Genomic DNA, 16,768 nt, shown 5'->3' with positions numbered 1-16,768 from the left:
CCGCCGACGCTCCCCTTGAAACCGCGGCCATTCTGGCCGCTGGCGGTCGCCCGCGCCAGCGCGCGTCAGTCGTACTCGGGCATCGGGCCGTCGTTGGGACAGGCCGCGTCGGGGAAACCGTAACGCGACTTGAGGTCCCGCCCGCACTGGCCCATGTCGGCGACTTCATCGCCGGGATTGGAGCAGAGCATGTCGTAATCGCGGAAGAAGCTGTCCTTGCGGCGCACGAAGCCGTCGCCGCACTTGCGGCCCAGGCGGATGCGGTCGAGGTCGTCCTCGGCGGCATTGCGGCCGGACAGGCCGAACCGCGACAGTTCGGCCGGGGTGAGCAGGCGCAGGCTGCGGTTGGGCACGGTCATCATCAGGTCGGCGACCTGGGTGGCGGCACCGTTGCGCTGCAGGTACTGGCCGACCTGCTCGTGGATCTCGCGCAGCTCCTGGTTGAGCTCGGCGCGGGAGGTTGCCTTCGAGCCGATCCGCAGCATCCGGTGGATGCCCACCGGGCCGGACACCATGCGCATGTCGCCGGCGGCGAGGATCAGCACGCAGGAACTGTGGCACACGGAGTCCTCGCGCACCCAGACCAGCCAGCCGCCCTCGGCCATCGAGTCGCCGGCGCGCACCCCCTCCTCCACCTGGCCGCCGGTGGAGTCGATGTCGAGGATGCGCGACGTGATGCCCAGCGTGTCGGCCATGTCGGCGACGCGCTGGACCAGCGCGGTGAAGCCGGCATCGACCTTGCCGGTGTAACGCACGCGCACCACGTCGCTGTCCTGGCAGGGCTGCAGGGTCTTCCAGACATTGCTGAAGCCCAGCGAGGCCAGGGGCACGCCATCGCCGGCGGTGGCGTAGTCACGGTCGCAGCTGATCGAGGCTTCGCCCTCGGGCAGCTGCATGGGGGTCCAGTCGGTCTCGGGCGGGGCCTGGTCGTAGGCCTCGTCCTCCGGCGCGCGCGGCTCCGGGAGTTCGATGACGGTCGCGCCGTAGTCGGTGCGCTCGCGGTCGCGCGTGGGTCCGGTGTCGAGCAGTGGACCCGCATCGGTGATCGCGGGGGGCGCGGCGTCGGCGGTGGTGCCGGACACCGGCGCAGGCGCGGGCGAGGAACAGGCCGCCAGCAGGCAGGTCGACAACCACAGGTGGATCGGGGCGGAACGGCGCATGGAAGTCCGGAGAAGGGGTGTCACGGCGCGGAGCCGCGTGGGTCCAGTCTAGGGGGCCGCGGCGCCGAGGTGTTCAACGCAGGGTGAACACCGGCTTGAACGTCGCCTGTACCCGGCACGGGCCAGGGGACCGAGGGGCCCCCTTGCGGATCGCGCCCGTGTCGAAAACCGCGTGCGCGGCTCGTCGCACTCTTGAACGGGGGCACCGGCGCCCTCGCCACCGATCCGGGAGATTCCCCATGCGCGTACTCGTCATCGTCAAGGCCACCGCCGACTCCGAAGCCGGCGTCATGCCCGAACAGCAGCTCCTGGCCGACATGGGCCGCTACAACGAAGCGCTGGTGAAGGCCGGCATCATGCTTGCCGGCGAGGGCCTGCACCCGTCGTCGCGCGGCGTGCGGGTGACCTTCGACGGCCCGGCGCGCCACGTGACCGACGGCCCTTTCGCCGAAACCCGCGAACTCGTCGCCGGCTACTGGCTGTGGCAGGTCCGTTCGATGGACGAGGCGATCGAATGGGTGAAGCGCTGCCCCAACCCGATGCCCGGCGTGTCCGACATCGAAATCCGCCCGGTGTTCGAGGCCGACGACTTCGGCGAGGCCTTCACGCCCGAGCTGCGGGAGCAGGAGGAGCAACTGCGCGCGCGCATCGACGGCCCGTGACCCCGGCGCCGGTCGCGGGCTGCACTTGCGGCGTGCGGGCGGCGGTGCTGTGATCGCCCGGGCATGACGGACCATGACTTCAACCGGCGCATCGACGCCATCTGGCGCATCGAGTCGGCCCGCGTGATCGCGACGCTGGCCCGGATGCTGCGTGACGTGGGCCTGGCCGAGGACCTGGCCCAGGACGCGCTGGTCGCGGCGCTGGAAACCTGGCCGCGCGATGGCATTCCCGACAACCCGGGAGCATGGCTGACGACCACCGCCCGGCGCCGTGCGATCGACCGCCTCCGCCACGGCCAGATGGCGCAGCAGAAGCACCTGCAGGTCGCGCTGGAACTGGAGGACGCACAGGCCGAACGGCGCAGCGTGGAGGAGGACGCGCTCGACGACCCGGTGGGCGACGATCTGCTGCGACTCATGTTCGTCGCCTGCCATCCGGTGCTTTCGCCGGAGGCGCGCGTCGCGCTGACCCTGCGCCTGCTCGGCGGGCTGACCACCGGCGAGATCGCCCGCGCGTTCCTGGCGCGCGAGGCGACCATCGCGCAGCGGATCGTCCGTGCCAAGCGCACGCTGGCGGAATCCGGGGTGCAGTTCGAGCTGCCCCGCGAGGCGGAACTGCACGCACGCCTGGGCTCGGTGCTCGAGGTCATCTACCTGGTCTTCAACGAAGGCTATGCCGCCACCGCCGGCGACGACCTGCTGCGTCCGGCACTGTGCGAGGAGGCGCTGCGGCTGGGCCGCATCCTGGTCGGCCTGGTGCCCGCCGAGGACGAGGCGCATGGCCTGGTCGCGCTGATGGAGATCCAGGCCTCGCGCACCCATGCACGGGTCGATGCCGATGGCCATCCGGTGCTGCTGCAGGACCAGGACCGCGGCCGCTGGGACCGCTTGCTGGTCGGCCGCGGGCTGGAGGCGCTGGCACGCGCCCGGCGGATCGCCGCGGCACGCGGGTTCGAGCCGGGTCCCTACACGCTGCAGGCGGAGATCGCGGCCTGCCATGCGCGTGCTGCCCGCGCGGAGGACACCGACTGGCGCGCCATCGCCGCGCTGTATGCGGGACTCGCCCGCGCCATGCCCTCGCCGGTCGTCGAGCTGAACCGCGCGGTCGCGATCACGATGGCCGACGGGGCCGCCGCCGGGCTCGCCCACCTGGAGGCCCATGTCGACGCAACCGCGCTCCGTGACTACCACCTGCTGCCGGCCGTGCGCGGCGACCTGCTGGCCCGGCTGGGTCGCCATGCAGAGGCGCGCGAGGCCTTCGAGCATGCGGCCTCGCTCGCGCGCAACGGACGCGAGCGCGCACTGCTGCACGAGCGCGCCGCGCAAAGCGGCGCGTCGGCCTGACGCCCGCCCGCGGCCTCAGCCGTTGGGAAGCAGCAGGATCTTGCCCGAACGCTCGCCGGCCGCCGCCTCGGCGACCGCCTGCTTGATGTCGTCCAGGCCGTAGGTCGCCTGAATCCGCGCCGACAGCGCGCCGGTCGCGATCTGCCGTACCAGGTCGGCAAACAGCGCGTTGCGGGTCGCGGCATCGGTGACCTTGAACCAGTAGGCCAGCCAGAAGCCACGCAGGGTGATGCCGCGGAAGATCAGTTCGCCCGGAGAGAGCGCACAGGGCTCGCCGGACATCGCGCCGTAGTTGACGACGGTGCCGCCCGAGGCCAGCGCCGCGGCGATGCGGCCGGTCGCCGCGCCGCCGACGGCGTCGATGCCCAGCTTGATCGGCGCACCGCCGGTCGCGTCGCGCACGCGTTCGGCCAGGTCATCGCCGTCGACCAGCACGATGTCGGCGCCCGAGGCTTTCACGTCGGCCACGGCACTCTCGCGACGGACAACGTTGACCACGTGGATGCCGCGCGCCCGGGCGATCTGCACCAGGTAACCGCCGACGGCAGAGTTGGCGGCGTTCTGGATCACCCAGTCGCCGGCCTGCAGCGGCAGGATGTCGCTGAGCAGCAGGGCCGCGGTCGGCGGGTTCACGGTCAGCATGGCGAGCTGGCGTGGGTCGGCCCCTTCGGGCAGGGGCACCAGCGCGGCCGCATCGGCATTGAGGTGGGTGGTCCAGGTGCCGCAGCCGACCGGCAGCAGCACGGTCTGGCCGACCGCCAGACCCTGCACCCCGCTCCCCAGCTCGACCACCTTGCCGACGCCCTCGTTGCCACCCACCGCGGGCAACGGCGGCAGCATGCCGTACTCGCCGGTGAGCGTGAGCACGTCGGACGGATTGATCGCCGCGGCCAGCACCTCGACGCGGACCTGGCCGGGCCCGGGCGCCGGCAGTTCGAATTCGACCGCGTCGATGACGTCCTGCGGCACGGGGCCGCGGTGGGGGTACAGGGCGTGCTTCATGGCGATCCTCCGGTCCGGGGGACACAGGGTACCGCTGGCGTGGACGGTGTGCGGAACTCACCTGGACGGTCGGGCGCGGCTGAACAGCGTCCACCGGCCCGGGCGCCCGCACATGCGCCGGCGCGCCGGATGTGCCAGCATGCGCGCCCGCCTGCCGGTCCCGTGGCAGCGCCGCGGGCCGCCCCGCCACTCCCATGCGCCTGAACAAGTTCATCAGCGATGCCGGCGTCTGTTCGCGCCGCGAAGCCGACCGCCTGATCGCCGCGGGCCGCGTCACCGTCAACCGCGAACGCGCGCGCATCGGCGCCGAGCTGGCCGAGGACGACGCGGTGGCGATCGACGGCGAACCCCTGCGCCCGCGCACTGTCGCGCGCGGCAAGAAGCAGCATGTCTACATCGCGCTGTACAAGCCGGTCGGCGTGACCTGCACCACCGAGTCCTCGGTGAAGGGCAACATCGTCGACTTCGTCGGCCACGAGCGCCGGATCTTCCCGATCGGCCGGCTCGACAAGGAGTCGGAAGGGCTGATCCTGCTGACCAGCAACGGCGACATCGTCAACGAGATCCTGCGCGCCGAGAACAAGCTGGAGAAGGAATACCTGGTCGCGGTGAACCACGACGTCAACGATGCCTTCCTGCGTGGCATGGCCCGCGGCGTGCCGGTGCACGGCCAGATGACCCTGCCCTGCCGCACCTCGAAGCTCGGCCCGATGGGCTTCCGCATTACCCTCGTGCAGGGTCTCAACCGGCAGATCCGGCTGATGGCGGCGCACTTTGGCTACCGGGTGAAGCGGCTCGTGCGCGTGCGCATCGGCAATGTGCAGGCCGGCCACCTCAAGCCCGGCCAGTGGCGCAACCTCACGGACGCCGAGCTGCACAAGCTGCTGCCGACGCGTACCGACTGGTAGGCACGCTCAGCGCTGCATGCATTGCGCCCAGCGCGTGTCGACGCGTTCGGCGAACCACGCGGTGGTCAGGTCACGGGTGATCTTCGGGCTTTCCAGCTTGATCCCGGGCAACACCGCGCGCGGCAGCGGCTTTCCGGCCGCCTGCTCCGCGAGTGCGAAGACCTCGCGATGCAGCGGGGTGTCCTCGAAATCCAAGCGGTCGCCGCGCTCGAGCGCGCGCCGGATGTCGCCGTCGTCCATGCCGAGCTGGGGCTTCAGCGCGCGCACGGCGCGTTCGGTCTGCCCAGGATCGTCGAGTGGCGCGCCGGGCCGCAGCAGGTCGCCGTCCAGGGCCAGCGGCATGCCGGTCGCGGTCGACACCGCGGCCTGGAATGCGGCATTGCGGCTGGCGTACCAGCCAGCGTTGAAGTCGGCGAAGCGGTACAGCGGACGCTCGTAGTTCGCGGGATAGCCCAGCAGGTGGGCGATGCCGAAGTACATGCCACCGCGGCGGGTGAACACTTCGTGGCGGATGGAAGTGTCCACCGGATACGGATAGTCGCCTGCATGCGCCTCCGCGAAAGCGATGCTGACCTGCATCGGCCCGCCGGTGCGCACCGGGTTGAGCTCGCCGAACAACGTGTCGCCCAGCGGCACGCGCCCGGTGAAGTCCTCGAAGATCGTGTTCAGTTCCTGCTCGGTGCGTACGCCGGCGATGCGGTCGGCATAGGAGCGGCCGTCGGTGGAGCGGATCTTCAGCGCGGCGTCGACGGCGAAGCCCGGCACGTGCAGCGCGCCGGCACGCCGGTCGATCTCCTCGCGGGCGATCCGGGCCAGGCCAGGCACTTCCGGATTGGCTTGGAAGGTGGACTCCTGTTGGGTGACGGCGAGCGCCGCGCACAGGTTCTCCGGCGACGCTTCGATGCCCTGCGCGGTGAAGGCCACCTGGATGTCCGTCGCCCAACCCTCGCGGTCGGGCGTGCCCGCGGGCATGCGGCGGACGATCTCGGCGCGGATCTCGGCCGGGCTGCGATAGGGCGCGCGATCGGTCGGCGCCGATGCGCACGCGGCAAGCAGCAGGACAAGGCACAGCGCGAAGACGCGAGATGGCAACATGGCGAACCGGGCGCGTTGAGACACGGCGAGCCTAGCAGCCGGTCCCGGTACCCGCGATGTGTCGCCCTGCCCTAGACTCGCCATGCATGGCCCCCTGGTATGTCTACCTGATCGAATGCCGTGGCGGCCGCATCTATACCGGCATCGCCACCGACGTCGAGCGCCGCTACGCGCAGCACCTCGCCGGCAAGGGCGCGCGCTTCACCCGTGCGTGGCCGCCGGAGCGCCTGCTCGCGCGGTTCGAATACCCCGACCGTGGCAGTGCCAGCCGTGCGGAACATGCGATCAAGCAGCTGTCGGCCGAACGCAAGCGGGCGCTGTGCGTCGGCTAACCCCGTACGATCAAGCGTGTCCTCAACGCGCAACGGGCACGCTGCCAGCATTCGAGCCGCTGAATATCCGGTTATCACGCTCCACCTCATAGAAGCGGCGCACCACTTCGACGGCGCAATCAAAGTCCGCCCGGTCCCCTTCAGGAATCTCGTCCATGCCATATACCCCATCCGGGCGCGTCAGGAAGTATCGCGAGCCGAGCGCGGCGATTCCCACATCCAAGCGCCGCGGCTCGAACAACGAGGCCCCCAGGAACGCATTGGAACGTGTCTGCAGGCCCGCCAGCTGCAGCACGGTGGGTGCCAGGTCCAGTGAGGTGCGGCCCTCCGCCTCCAGGGTCGCCGGGAGCGCACGCGATGGGTCCAGCACGAGCAAGGGGATCCGATCGACGAAGAGCGGTTTGAGGTCGGAACCGGCCACCTCGCGGTAGGGAGGCTCCGGATACGTCGCGTGATCGCTGGTCAGGACCAGAAGGGTGTTCCTGGCGTACGGACTGGCCTCGAAATAGGCGAGGAATTCACCAAGCGCACGATCGAGGTTGTGGACCTTGTCCAGCACCGGGTTATCGCCGCTTCCGTAAGGGACTTCGCCATCCGCGCTGGACAGGAAGGCATGCGTGCCGATGTTGTAGGTCGCCAGAAAGAAGGGCTGCCTCTCGCCGGCAGCCTCCCTGTCGTGCAAGAAGGCGACGACGCCAGCGTACAGGCTCGCGTCATCCAGCGCTGCTGTCCCATGACGGGTCACCGCACGCCCCCCCAGCCAGTCGTGGCTGATGCTTTCATAGGTATGCACCGTGCCGAATCCCATCGAATGGAGCATGCCGATGATCGGCCGGTGCGCCTTGTGGGGCGCAAAGAAGTGCGTGTCGTAACCGGCTTCGTTGGCGATGAGCGGCAAGGTCTGGCGGCGGATGCTGCTCAGTCCTTCCAATGTTCCTTCCTGGGTCCAACCGCCCGCGCCACCACCGCCGGCATAGGAGAACCCCGATGACAACTGGCCGATCAGCCCACGGAACGTCGCCGCGGTGTGGTTGAAGTAGTCGTCAACCCGCATCGACCGCGCGGCCAGGCGGTCGATGTTTGGGGTGAGCCCCGGATACCGTCCGCCATAGGCTCCTACCAGGCGCGCGGACAGGCCTTCGGTGAACAGGACGATGATGTTCGGTGGCCGCGACGCGTCGCCACCCGTCGCTGGCAACAGCGACCGGAAGGCGCGCGTCCGCTGGAAAGGAAACGGCGCTTCGGGCCCGGCTTCGGGGAAGGAAAAGCAGCCAAGGTCCGCTGTACGTGGGACGACCGGCGATGGCACTTCGGGCGCCGGGTCGGTGTTCGCACGGTAGAGGTTCGCCAACAGGCTGGCCATGGGGGCCTCGCGGAATCCGGGTTCCAGCCGGGGATTCCTGCCTTGCAAGGTGATGGCGTAAGCGAACAGCAGCAACAAGCCGCTACTGGCGGAGATGAAAACGCTGGAACGCCAGCCTTCGGACATTGCCCGGCGGAGGGTCGCCGGCGCGGCGCTCGCGAGGGCTGCAGCGATGCAGAAGAGGCCCACCCACAGCATCGCCAAGGCCACCGCCAGCTTCAGCCGTGGTGACTGCACGAATGCAATCGAATCGGCGTTCTGCAACGCCAATACACTGATGAAGTTGCTGGAAATTCGAAGCGAATAGATCTGCACGAGGTACACCCCTGCAGCCGTCGCGGCGATGACCCCGGTGATGAGGATCCAGGGCCAGCGCCGTGTGCGACGCGTGGCCATGCGCATGCAGGCGGCACAGGCCATGCCCAGGAGCGAAAGCTCGACCACAGGCGTCAGGAGGCGTACCAGGGACCGGCCGGGATCGCCGGCATCCCGTACATTCGCGAACCAGAACAGCGCCACCACGTAGGCCACGTAAATCGCCAGGAAAAACACCAGCCGGTGGTGGCGAACAATGGGAGCCGACGTCAACGGATAGGCATTCATCGGTCCTGTCTGCTGCATGTTCGCTTCCGTGTCGATCGTGTCGCCGCCCAGCCGGCGCGGCCCCCCGCAATGATACCTCCCAGGCTTTGCTTCATTACAGTTTGATGACCCACATATTCAATGCCGACACGCGCGCCTGAAGCCGTGGGGAACATGCCATCAAGCAGCTTTCGGCCAGGCCGAGCGGGCGCTGTGCGTGGGCGCAGGGCGTGCGCTAGGCCTACCGCCTGTCGGACACCACGCCCCCGTCTGGCCGCGCGGCCTGCGCGGCCACGTTGGCCCCGGGAGGATCCCTCCCGGAGTCGACCATGGCCCTTTCCGCCTCGCGTCGCCGTTTCCTCGGCCTGTCGGCGGGTGCCGGTGCCACCGGGCTGTTGTGGTCCGGGGGCTTCACCTCCGCGTTCTCGGGCGACCGTTCGATGCCGATCGACGTCACCGACTGGAACGCGATCCGCGGGCTGTTCGAGCTGGATCCGGCGCTCGACCATTTCGCCAGCTTCTTCCTGGTCAGCCACCCGCGCCCGGTGCGCGACGCGATCGAGAGCTGGCGTGCGCGGCTGGACCGCAATCCGTACGAGACGGTGGAGCACCACCAGTTCTCCGAGGGCGCCGAGAACGCCGCGATGCAGGTCGCCGAGCGCGTCGCGAAGTACATCGGCGCGAAACCCGAAGAGATCGCGCTGACCGCCAGCACCACGCAGAGCCTGGCGCTGGTCTACCACGGCCTGCCGCTGCGCGCCGGTGACGAGGTGCTCTGCACCACCCATGACCATTACTCGCACCACGAGTCGATCCGCTATGCCTGCGAACGCGTCGGTGCCACCTCGCGCCAGGTGCAGTTGTACGCGCCGGCGGAGCCGGTGGACGTGGACCGCCTGGTCGAGCGCATCGTCGCCGCCGTCGGGCCGAAGACGCGGGTCGTCGGCCTGACCTGGGTGCATTCCAGCAGCGGCGTGCGGTTACCGATCCCGCAGATGGCCGCGGCGCTGAAGGCGCGCCACCCGGAGCTGCTGATCGTCGTCGACGGCGTGCATGGCATCGGCAGCACCCCGGACGCCGCCGCCCGGCTGGGCGCGGACTACTTCTGCGCGGGCTGCCACAAGTGGATGTTCGCCCCGCGCGGCACCGGCATCCTCTGGGCACACGCGGACGCATGGGCGAAGCTGCGCCCGGTGATCCCCAGCTTCAGCGACATCGAGACCTACGAGGCCTGGCTTGAGCAGCGCACAGTGGCGACGCCCATGAATGCACTGCGGATGGAGCCCGGCGGCTTCCACGCCTTCGAGCACCAGTGGGCGATGGGCGCGGCCTTCGACCTGCACCTGGCGATCGGCCGCGAACGCATCGGCGAACGCATCGCTGCGCTCAACACCCGGCTCAAGGAACGCTTGGCCGACGACCGCCGCATCACCCTGCATACGCCACGCGATCCGGCGCTGTCGGCCGGCGTCGTCGCGTTCGAAGTCGCCGGCATGTCGCCGGAAGCGGTGGTCGCCGGTTTGATGGCGCGACGCATCGTCGCCAGCACCAGCCCCTACTCGCCGACTTATGCGCGGCTGGCACCGAGCCTGGTCAATGACGAAGCCAGCACCGACCGTGCCGCCGCGGCAGTGCTGGGCCTGCATGCCTGAGGCGCTCACACCTTCGACTGCTTCCAGCGCCCGCGCGAGAACAGCCACAGCGTGAACACGCCGACCGACGTCTCGGAGACGAACACGCCCCAGAAGACGCCGGAATGCCCGTGACCGAGGGTGATCGCGAGCAGGTAGGACAACGGGATCTGGATCATCCAGAAGAACACCACGTTGATCCAGGTCGGCGTGGCGGTGTCGCCGGCACCGTTGAAGGCCTGCACCGCGACCATCCACCAGCCGTAAACGAAGAACGAATACGACAGGATGCGCAGCCACTCCGAGGCGATGGCGACCACGCGCGGGTCCTCGCTGAAGACGCCGGCGATCGCCTCGTGGCCGAAGAAGAAGGCCACCGACACCAGCACCGTGAACACCATGTTGTACCAGCCGATGCGCCAGACGGCGGCCTCGGCACGAGCCGGCTGTGCAGCACCGAGGTTCTGGCCCACGAGGGTGGCCGCGGCATTCGACATGCCCCAGGCCGGCATCAGGGTGAACATCATCACGCGGATCGCGATGGTCGCGCCGGCCACGGCTTCGCTGCCGAGGCTGGCGAGGATGCGCAGCAGGAATATCCAGGACGTGGTCGCGACGATCATCTGACCGATGCCACCGAGCGAGGTCCGCACGATGTTCCACATGGTCGCCCCGCGCACCACCAGGTCGGCCGCGGTGATGCGCAGGTGGCGGCCGCCGCGAACCAGGATCCACAGCTGCATCAGCACGCCGGCACCCCGGCCGATGTTGGTCGCGATGGCCGCGCCCTCCACGCCCATGGCCGGGATCGGGCCCAGGCCGAAGATCAGGATCGGGTCGAGCACGATGTTGAGGCCGTTGGCGACCCACAGCACGCGCATCGCGGCCGCCGCGTCGCCGGCGCCGCGGAAGACCGCGTTGATGACGAACAGCAGCATGATCACCACGTTGCCGCCAAGCATCCACTGCATGTAGCCGACCCCGTGCTCGAGGGTCCACGCATCCGCGCCCATCAGCGCCAGCAACTCGCGTGCGTACAGGATGCCTGCGAATGCGAACGGCACCGACACCAGGGCCGCGACCAGGATGGCCTGCACCGCGGTCACGGCGGCTTCGTGCCCGCGGTGCTCGCCGATGCGCCGCGCGACCACCGCGGTCACCGCCATCGACAGCCCCATCGCGATCGAATACAGCAGGAACAGGTAACTCTCGGTCAGGCCAACGGTGGCCACCGCCGATGCGCCCAGGCGGCCAACGAAGAAGATGTCGACGACCGCGAAGGTCGACTCCAGCACCAGCTCCAGCACCATCGGGACCGCGAGCAGGAACACCGCGCGGCGCAGCGGGATGGTGGTGTAGTCGGCATCGGTACCGCGCACGGCAGCCCGCAGCTCGCCCCAGAGCGAGCGGTGGGGTTCCGGAACGGCGTCGGCGGCGGGATCGGGGTTCACGCGGGATTCGTCCATCCGGGCTGTGGGTGGATTCTGCCTGTCCCTTGCGACGATCGTGTCATGCCGGGATCGACACGGGCGGGACGCCAGCCGCACTACACTCCCGGGATGCGATCAGCCCGCACGTCCGCGCCGTCTCGCCAAGGCCCCTGCGACACCTGCCACGCCGGGACACCGGCGGCATGAGGCCCGGCACCTTCCGCTCGCTGCGCAACCGCAACTACCGGATCTGGGCCAGCGGCGCGATCGTGTCGAACGTCGGCACCTGGATGCAGCGCATCGGCCAGGACTGGGTGGTCCTGACCGAACTCACCGACAACAACGCGACCGCGGTCGGCATCGTCACCGCGCTGCAGTTCGGGCCGCGCGTGCTGCTGCTGCCGCTGACCGGCTATGCCGCCGACCATTTCGACCGCCGCAAGCTGCTGGTCGCCACCCAGGCGGGCATGGGCGTGCTCGCCTTCGGCCTCGGCCTGCTGTGCCTGCTCGGCCACGTCGCACTTTGGCACGTATACGTGTTCGCATTCCTCCTCGGCTGCGTGACCGCGTTCGACGCCCCCGCCCGCCAGACCTTCGTGTCGGACCTCGTCACACAGCGCGACCTGGCCAACGCCGTGGCGCTGAACTCCACCTCGTTCAACGCGGCGCGGATGATCGGTCCGGCGGTGGCGGGCGTGCTGATCTCGCACATTGGCGTGGGCTGGGTGTTCCTGGTCAACGCGCTGACCTATGCCGGCGTAATCGCGTCGCTTGGGTTCCTGCGCGCGGACGAGCTGCAGCCCCGACCCCGGCCGGTGCGCACGCGCGGCAGCCTCGGCGAAGGCATGCGCTACGTGTGGCGCCGAGGCGACCTGCGCACGGTGTTCGTGATGCTGTTCCTGATCGGCACCTTCGGCCTGAACTTCGCCATCTACATCTCGACGATGACGGTCAGCGTGTTCGGCGGCGATGCCGGGCAGTACGGCTTCCTGACCTCGATGATGGCGGTCGGTTCAGTGAGCGGTGCGCTGCTCGCCGCCGGGCGCGAGAAGCCAGGCGTGGCCTCGCTGCTCGGCGGTGCGCTGCTGTTCGGGACCGGCTTCGCGGTGGCGGCGGTGATGCCCGGCTACTGGAGCTTCGGCGTAGTGCTGGCAGTCATCGGCCTGGCGGCGCAGACCTTCACCACCACCGCCAACGCCGCCGTCCAGCTGAGCACCGAGCCGGCGCTGCGGGGTCGCGTGATGGCCCTGCTGATGACCATCACCCTGGGCGGCGCCCCGCTCGGCGCGCCGCTGGTCGGCTGGGTCGCGGACGCCTTCGGGCCACGCTGGGCGATGTCGATCGGCGCCGCGTCCGGGCTGGCCGCGACCGCGGTCGGCGTCGCCTACCTGGCGCACGCAGGACGGATCGCGATCGAACGCCAGGGGCGCTGGCCACGGATCGTCCTGCGCCCGCGCCCCGGGGCAGACACCGCCGGGGATCCCCCGGGTTGAGGTCCAGGGCGGATTGAAGCTCAGAGCATCGGCAGCTTGAGGCCCTGCTCCTTCGCACAGGCCTTGGCGATCTCGTAACCGGCATCGGCATGGCGCATGACGCCCGTGCCCGGATCGTTCCACAGGACGCGCGCGATGCGCTTGTCGGCGGCCTCGCTGCCGTCGCAGACGATCACCACGCCGCTGTGCTGGCTGTAGCCCATGCCGACGCCGCCGCCATGGTGCAGCGAGACCCAGGTCGCGCCGCCGGCGACGTTGAGCATGGCGTTGAGCAGCGGCCAGTCCGACACGGCATCTGAACCGTCGGCCATCGCCTCGGTCTCGCGGTTGGGGGACGCCACCGAGCCGCTGTCGAGGTGGTCGCGGCCGATCACCACAGGCGCCTTCAGCTCGCCGTTGCGGACCATCTCGTTGAACGCGAGGCCGAGCTTGTGGCGCAGGCCCAGGCCGACCCAGCAGATGCGCGCCGGCAGGCCCTGGAAGCTGATGCGTTCGCGCGCCATGTCGAGCCAGCGGTGCAGGTGCGCGTCGTCCGGGATCAGTTCCTTGACCTTGGCGTCGGTCTTGTAGATGTCTTCCGGATCGCCGCTCAGCGCGACCCAGCGGAACGGCCCGACGCCGCGGCAGAACAGCGGGCGCACGTAGGCCGGCACGAAGCCGGGGAAGTCGAAGGCATTCGCGCAGCCCTCGTCCTTGGCCATCTGGCGGATGTTGTTGCCGTAGTCGACGGTCGGGATCCCCTGGGCATGGAACGCGAGCATGGCGTCGACGTGGGTGCGCATCGACTTCTTGGCGGCATCGCGCACGCGGCCCGGATCTTCCTTCTGCATGCGCTCCCACTGCTCGACGGTCCAGCCGATCGGCAGGTAGCCGTGCACCGGATCGTGCGCGCTGGTCTGGTCGGTGACCGCATCCGGGCGCACGCCGCGCTCGACCATGCGCGGCAGGAGTTCCGCGGCATTGCCAAGCAGTGCGATCGACTTCGCCTCGCCTGCGGCGGTGTACTTCTCGATGCGGGCAAGCGCATCGTCGAGGTCGGTGGCCTGCTCGTCGACATAGCGCGTGCGCAGGCGGAAGTCGATGCGGCTCTGCTGGCATTCGATGGTCAGGCTGCAGGCGCCGGCCAGCGACGCCGCCAGCGGCTGCGCCCCGCCCATGCCGCCCAGACCGGCGGTCAGGATCCACTTGCCGGTGAGGTCGCCGCCGTAGTGCTGGCGGCCCATCTCGACGAAGGTCTCGTAGGTGCCCTGCACGATGCCCTGCGAGCCGATGTAGATCCACGAGCCCGCGGTCATCTGCCCGTACATCATCAGGCCCTTGCGATCGAGCTCGTTGAAGTGCTCCCAGTTCGCCCACGCCGGGACCAGGTTGGAGTTGGCGATCAGCACGCGCGGCGCGTCGGCATGGGTCGGGAAGATGCCGACCGGCTTGCCCGACTGCACCAGCAGCGTCTCGTCGTCACCCAGCGTCTTCAGCGATGCCAGGATCGCGTCGTAGCTCTCCCAGTCGCGCGCGGCACGACCGATGCCGCCGTAGACGACCAGGTCCTCGGGGCGTTCGGCCACGTCCGGGTCGAGGTTGTTCTGCAGCATCCGGAACGGCGCCTCGGTCAGCCACGAGCGGCAGTTCAGCTCGCTGCCACGCGGCGCGTGGATGGTGCGGGAGGGGTCGTGGCGGGTGCGGGCGCTCTGGCTCATGGCGGGCTCCATGGGAATGCGGGCTTGGGGGCGTGCGGTGGCGTCCATTATCCCGCCGACCCGCGCTGGCCCGCCCGCCCCGGGCAACCCGACCGGCCTGCGGAACGGCCGTTTCTGTCGCAAATCCGCCGAACGGCGCCACTTTGTATACGCTGTATACATGCCGACCCGCGCCGACACCGCCCAACGCATCCTCAAGGCCGCTCGCCGTCTGTTCGAACGCGGCGGCGCCGGGGCAGTGACGATGCGCGCCGTCGCCACTGCCGTCGGACTGACGCCCATGGCGATCTACCGCCATTTCGAGAACCGCGACGCGCTGCTCGCGCGCATCGGCGAAGACAGTTTCGAGGCCATCGCACGCCACTGGGACGCGCGGGCGCGCGGGCTCGATCCGATGACGCGGCTGATCGCGGTGCATCGCCTGTACCTCGATTACGCACTTGCGCATCCACACCTGTTCGACCTGGCCTTCTCGATGACGCGGCGCGACGCCCGGCGCTATCCCGAGGACTTCCAGGCGCGGCAATCGCCCACGCTGACCGTGGTCGCCGATGCGGTGGCCGATGCGATGGCCGTGGGCGCGCTGAAGCCGGACGACGCCTGGGAGGTCACGATGACCTTGTGGGCGCACACGCACGGCCTGGTGGTGCTGTACCGGAACAAGCGTTTCACCTACGACGACGAGGCATTCCGCCGCTTCTACGAAACCTCGCTGCGCCGGCTCGTCGAGGGCCTGGAAGCCCGCTGACGCGCGTCAACGGCCGCGACGGTCCGGGATGCGGGAGGCACGATCCTCGACATGGATGCCAGCCTCGTAGCCGTTGCCTGGCGCTTCGTCCACTTCGGGCTGGACGGCCCGCCCCCGACGCGCCGGGCATGCATCGCCGGACATGCCCGCGCCCACCTCCCGGGCGCAGGTGGCGCCCGCCTTGGGCACGATCGGCAACGGCACGGCGGGAGCCCGTCCGGGGCGCTCGGGCTCCACCAGATGCACGCCTGGATCGTCGATGTCCTGCGCCGCCGCCATGGCCGTGGAGACGGGCACGGACAGGCAGGCCAGGACGGGGATGCAAAAGATGGCGCGGATTGGCAAACGGTCCATGTCGGTGGCACTCCTCCGGGGCGGCCGGTTGCCGCCTTCTTCGTTACGCACGACGCGCGCGAGCCGTCGCACGCCGCCGATGTGGCACTCTGGCCATGTGAACGCGCCTCGCACCCCGATCCTCTTCATCGCCCTCGCCCTCCTCGCCGCTGCCTGGCGGCCCACGACCGCCGGCCCGGCCGTCGCCCCGGTGCCGAGGGCCGACGCGCCCGCCCGCATCCTTGTGTTCACACGGACCTCGGGCTGGCGGCATGATTCGATTCCGGCCGCGCTCGCCGCTTTGAAAGCCCTGTCGGCCGAGGCGGACATCGACGTCCACGCTACCGAGGATCCGACCTTCTTCGAACAGCGTCGCCTGACCGGCTACGACGCAGTGGTGTTCGCGAGTACCACCCGCGACGTGCTCGACGATGCCCAGCAGCATGCGCTGCAGTCCTTCATCCGGGACGGCGGCGGCTTCATGGGCATCCATGCGGCGGCGGACACCGAATACGACTGGCCCTGGTACGGCGAACTCGTGGGGGCCTGGTTCGAAGGGCACCCGGAAGGCCTGCAACGCAGTCCGGTGCGTTTCGAACAGCCCGGCGTGCTTGCCGACGGCGAGGCGTGGACGGTCACCGACGAGCTCTACAACTACCGGCGCAATCCACGGACCGATGTCACCGTGATCGCCACCGTCGACGAGTCCGCCTACGCCGGCGGCACCATGGGCGACGACCATCCGATCGCCTGGTGCCGCGCCTTCGACGGCGGACGAAGCTGGTACACGGGGCTGGGCCACACGCCGGAGATGTATGCGGACCGGCTGTTCCGCCGGCACCTGGCGCGCGGACTCGACTACGTGCTGCGACGGACGGACGCCTGTTGAGCCGCATTGGCGGCAGCCGCGATTCGCGCCGCGGATGCCGTTGGCCAAGCCCACCCGGCAGCACGCGCCTCCGCTGTCCGCGAGACGAAACATGCGCCC

At 69.7% G+C, this 16,768-nt stretch carries 15 protein-coding genes; 8 read left to right on the top strand and 7 right to left on the bottom strand.

The genetic code is table 11. From position 1 onward, the window contains the following. Nucleotides 1–65: 65 nt before the first annotated feature. Nucleotides 66–1,160: a COG3904 family protein gene (locus tag H4F99_RS13570; protein ID WP_182670383.1), complete on the bottom strand. Its 1,095-nt coding sequence runs from the start codon at nucleotides 1,158–1,160 to the stop codon at nucleotides 66–68. A gap of 239 nt (nucleotides 1,161–1,399) precedes the next feature. Between H4F99_RS13570 and H4F99_RS13565 the strand changes: the two genes are divergently transcribed. After that, a complete protein-coding gene (locus tag H4F99_RS13565) occupies nucleotides 1,400–1,822 on the top strand; it encodes a YciI family protein (protein WP_182670381.1) in 423 nt (140 codons plus the stop codon). A gap of 63 nt (nucleotides 1,823–1,885) precedes the next feature. Beyond that, entirely contained in the window at nucleotides 1,886–3,166 is a 1,281-nt protein-coding gene (locus tag H4F99_RS13560) for an RNA polymerase sigma factor (RefSeq protein WP_182670380.1), read from the top strand. 15 nt (nucleotides 3,167–3,181) lie between these two features. Here H4F99_RS13560 and H4F99_RS13555 read toward each other — a convergent pair whose 3' ends face one another. Continuing rightward, on the bottom strand, nucleotides 3,182–4,168 hold the full coding sequence (locus H4F99_RS13555) for a zinc-dependent alcohol dehydrogenase family protein (protein ID WP_182670378.1): 987 nt from the start codon (nucleotides 4,166–4,168) through the stop codon (nucleotides 3,182–3,184). Between the two features lie 194 nt (nucleotides 4,169–4,362). Between H4F99_RS13555 and H4F99_RS13550 the strand changes: the two genes are divergently transcribed. Continuing rightward, entirely contained in the window at nucleotides 4,363–5,076 is a 714-nt protein-coding gene (locus H4F99_RS13550) for a pseudouridine synthase (protein ID WP_182670377.1), read from the top strand. Between the two features lie 6 nt (nucleotides 5,077–5,082). On the opposite strand, the gene H4F99_RS13545 is transcribed toward H4F99_RS13550, so the two are convergent. Next, entirely contained in the window at nucleotides 5,083–6,171 is a 1,089-nt protein-coding gene (locus H4F99_RS13545; protein WP_182670375.1) for a DUF1615 domain-containing protein, read from the bottom strand. A gap of 86 nt (nucleotides 6,172–6,257) precedes the next feature. Here H4F99_RS13545 and H4F99_RS13540 point away from each other — a divergent pair, with 86 nt between their 5' ends. After that, nucleotides 6,258–6,503, top strand: coding sequence for a GIY-YIG nuclease family protein (locus H4F99_RS13540; RefSeq protein WP_246372190.1), 246 nt, complete (start codon nucleotides 6,258–6,260; stop codon nucleotides 6,501–6,503). Nucleotides 6,504–6,525: 22 nt separating this feature from the next. Here H4F99_RS13540 and H4F99_RS13535 read toward each other — a convergent pair whose 3' ends face one another. After that, nucleotides 6,526–8,487: an LTA synthase family protein gene (locus H4F99_RS13535; protein WP_182670371.1), complete on the bottom strand. Its 1,962-nt coding sequence runs from the start codon at nucleotides 8,485–8,487 to the stop codon at nucleotides 6,526–6,528. Nucleotides 8,488–8,777: 290 nt separating this feature from the next. Here H4F99_RS13535 and H4F99_RS13530 point away from each other — a divergent pair, with 290 nt between their 5' ends. Continuing rightward, nucleotides 8,778–10,100 (top strand): aminotransferase class V-fold PLP-dependent enzyme, encoded by a 1,323-nt coding sequence (locus H4F99_RS13530; protein ID WP_182670369.1) that lies wholly within the window; start codon nucleotides 8,778–8,780, stop codon nucleotides 10,098–10,100. 5 nt (nucleotides 10,101–10,105) lie between these two features. Here H4F99_RS13530 and H4F99_RS13525 read toward each other — a convergent pair whose 3' ends face one another. Next, the gene (locus H4F99_RS13525) at nucleotides 10,106–11,545 is read right to left on the bottom strand and encodes an MATE family efflux transporter (protein WP_182670367.1); all 1,440 of its coding nucleotides are present in this window, start codon (nucleotides 11,543–11,545) and stop codon (nucleotides 10,106–10,108) included. 167 nt (nucleotides 11,546–11,712) lie between these two features. Here H4F99_RS13525 and H4F99_RS13520 point away from each other — a divergent pair, with 167 nt between their 5' ends. Then, complete coding sequence (locus H4F99_RS13520; protein WP_182670365.1) at nucleotides 11,713–13,002, top strand: MFS transporter; 1,290 nt, start codon at nucleotides 11,713–11,715, stop codon at nucleotides 13,000–13,002. 20 nt (nucleotides 13,003–13,022) lie between these two features. Here the strand turns inward: H4F99_RS13520 and hutU are convergent, their stop codons facing one another. Further along, the gene (gene hutU / locus H4F99_RS13515; RefSeq protein ID WP_182670363.1) at nucleotides 13,023–14,699 is read right to left on the bottom strand and encodes a urocanate hydratase; all 1,677 of its coding nucleotides are present in this window, start codon (nucleotides 14,697–14,699) and stop codon (nucleotides 13,023–13,025) included. Nucleotides 14,700–14,859: 160 nt separating this feature from the next. Between hutU and H4F99_RS13510 the strand changes: the two genes are divergently transcribed. Further along, the gene (locus H4F99_RS13510; protein ID WP_182670362.1) at nucleotides 14,860–15,447 is read left to right on the top strand and encodes a TetR/AcrR family transcriptional regulator; all 588 of its coding nucleotides are present in this window, start codon (nucleotides 14,860–14,862) and stop codon (nucleotides 15,445–15,447) included. 6 nt (nucleotides 15,448–15,453) lie between these two features. Here H4F99_RS13510 and H4F99_RS13505 read toward each other — a convergent pair whose 3' ends face one another. After that, a complete protein-coding gene (locus H4F99_RS13505) occupies nucleotides 15,454–15,801 on the bottom strand; it encodes a hypothetical protein (RefSeq protein ID WP_182670360.1) in 348 nt (115 codons plus the stop codon). A gap of 97 nt (nucleotides 15,802–15,898) precedes the next feature. Here H4F99_RS13505 and H4F99_RS13500 point away from each other — a divergent pair, with 97 nt between their 5' ends. Continuing rightward, nucleotides 15,899–16,669, top strand: coding sequence for a ThuA domain-containing protein (locus H4F99_RS13500; RefSeq protein ID WP_343064223.1), 771 nt, complete (start codon nucleotides 15,899–15,901; stop codon nucleotides 16,667–16,669). Nucleotides 16,670–16,768 lie beyond the last annotated feature (99 nt).

Origin of the sequence: Marilutibacter penaei, assembly GCF_014145395.1 — a bacterium.
Classification (GTDB): domain Bacteria; phylum Pseudomonadota; class Gammaproteobacteria; order Xanthomonadales; family Xanthomonadaceae; genus Marilutibacter; species Marilutibacter penaei.
Note: the sequence above shows the minus strand (reverse complement) of the source record. Positions and strands in the feature narration are given on the sequence as shown.

Coding starts and splice junctions, on each gene's coding strand:
- H4F99_RS13530 (WP_182670369.1), top strand. CDS start 8,778: ATGGCCCTTTCCGCCTCGCGTCGCCGTTTCCTCGGCCTGTCGGCGGGT.
- H4F99_RS13520 (WP_182670365.1), top strand. CDS start 11,713: ATGAGGCCCGGCACCTTCCGCTCGCTGCGCAACCGCAACTACCGGATC.
- H4F99_RS13535 (WP_182670371.1), bottom strand. CDS start 8,487: ATGCAGCAGACAGGACCGATGAATGCCTATCCGTTGACGTCGGCTCCC.
- H4F99_RS13505 (WP_182670360.1), bottom strand. CDS start 15,801: ATGGACCGTTTGCCAATCCGCGCCATCTTTTGCATCCCCGTCCTGGCC.
- H4F99_RS13510 (WP_182670362.1), top strand. CDS start 14,860: ATGCCGACCCGCGCCGACACCGCCCAACGCATCCTCAAGGCCGCTCGC.
- H4F99_RS13555 (WP_182670378.1), bottom strand. CDS start 4,168: ATGAAGCACGCCCTGTACCCCCACCGCGGCCCCGTGCCGCAGGACGTC.
- H4F99_RS13540 (WP_246372190.1), top strand. CDS start 6,258: ATGGCCCCCTGGTATGTCTACCTGATCGAATGCCGTGGCGGCCGCATC.
- hutU (WP_182670363.1), bottom strand. CDS start 14,699: ATGAGCCAGAGCGCCCGCACCCGCCACGACCCCTCCCGCACCATCCAC.
- H4F99_RS13560 (WP_182670380.1), top strand. CDS start 1,886: ATGACGGACCATGACTTCAACCGGCGCATCGACGCCATCTGGCGCATC.
- H4F99_RS13570 (WP_182670383.1), bottom strand. CDS start 1,160: ATGCGCCGTTCCGCCCCGATCCACCTGTGGTTGTCGACCTGCCTGCTG.
- H4F99_RS13550 (WP_182670377.1), top strand. CDS start 4,363: ATGCGCCTGAACAAGTTCATCAGCGATGCCGGCGTCTGTTCGCGCCGC.
- H4F99_RS13545 (WP_182670375.1), bottom strand. CDS start 6,171: ATGTTGCCATCTCGCGTCTTCGCGCTGTGCCTTGTCCTGCTGCTTGCC.
- H4F99_RS13565 (WP_182670381.1), top strand. CDS start 1,400: ATGCGCGTACTCGTCATCGTCAAGGCCACCGCCGACTCCGAAGCCGGC.
- H4F99_RS13525 (WP_182670367.1), bottom strand. CDS start 11,545: ATGGACGAATCCCGCGTGAACCCCGATCCCGCCGCCGACGCCGTTCCG.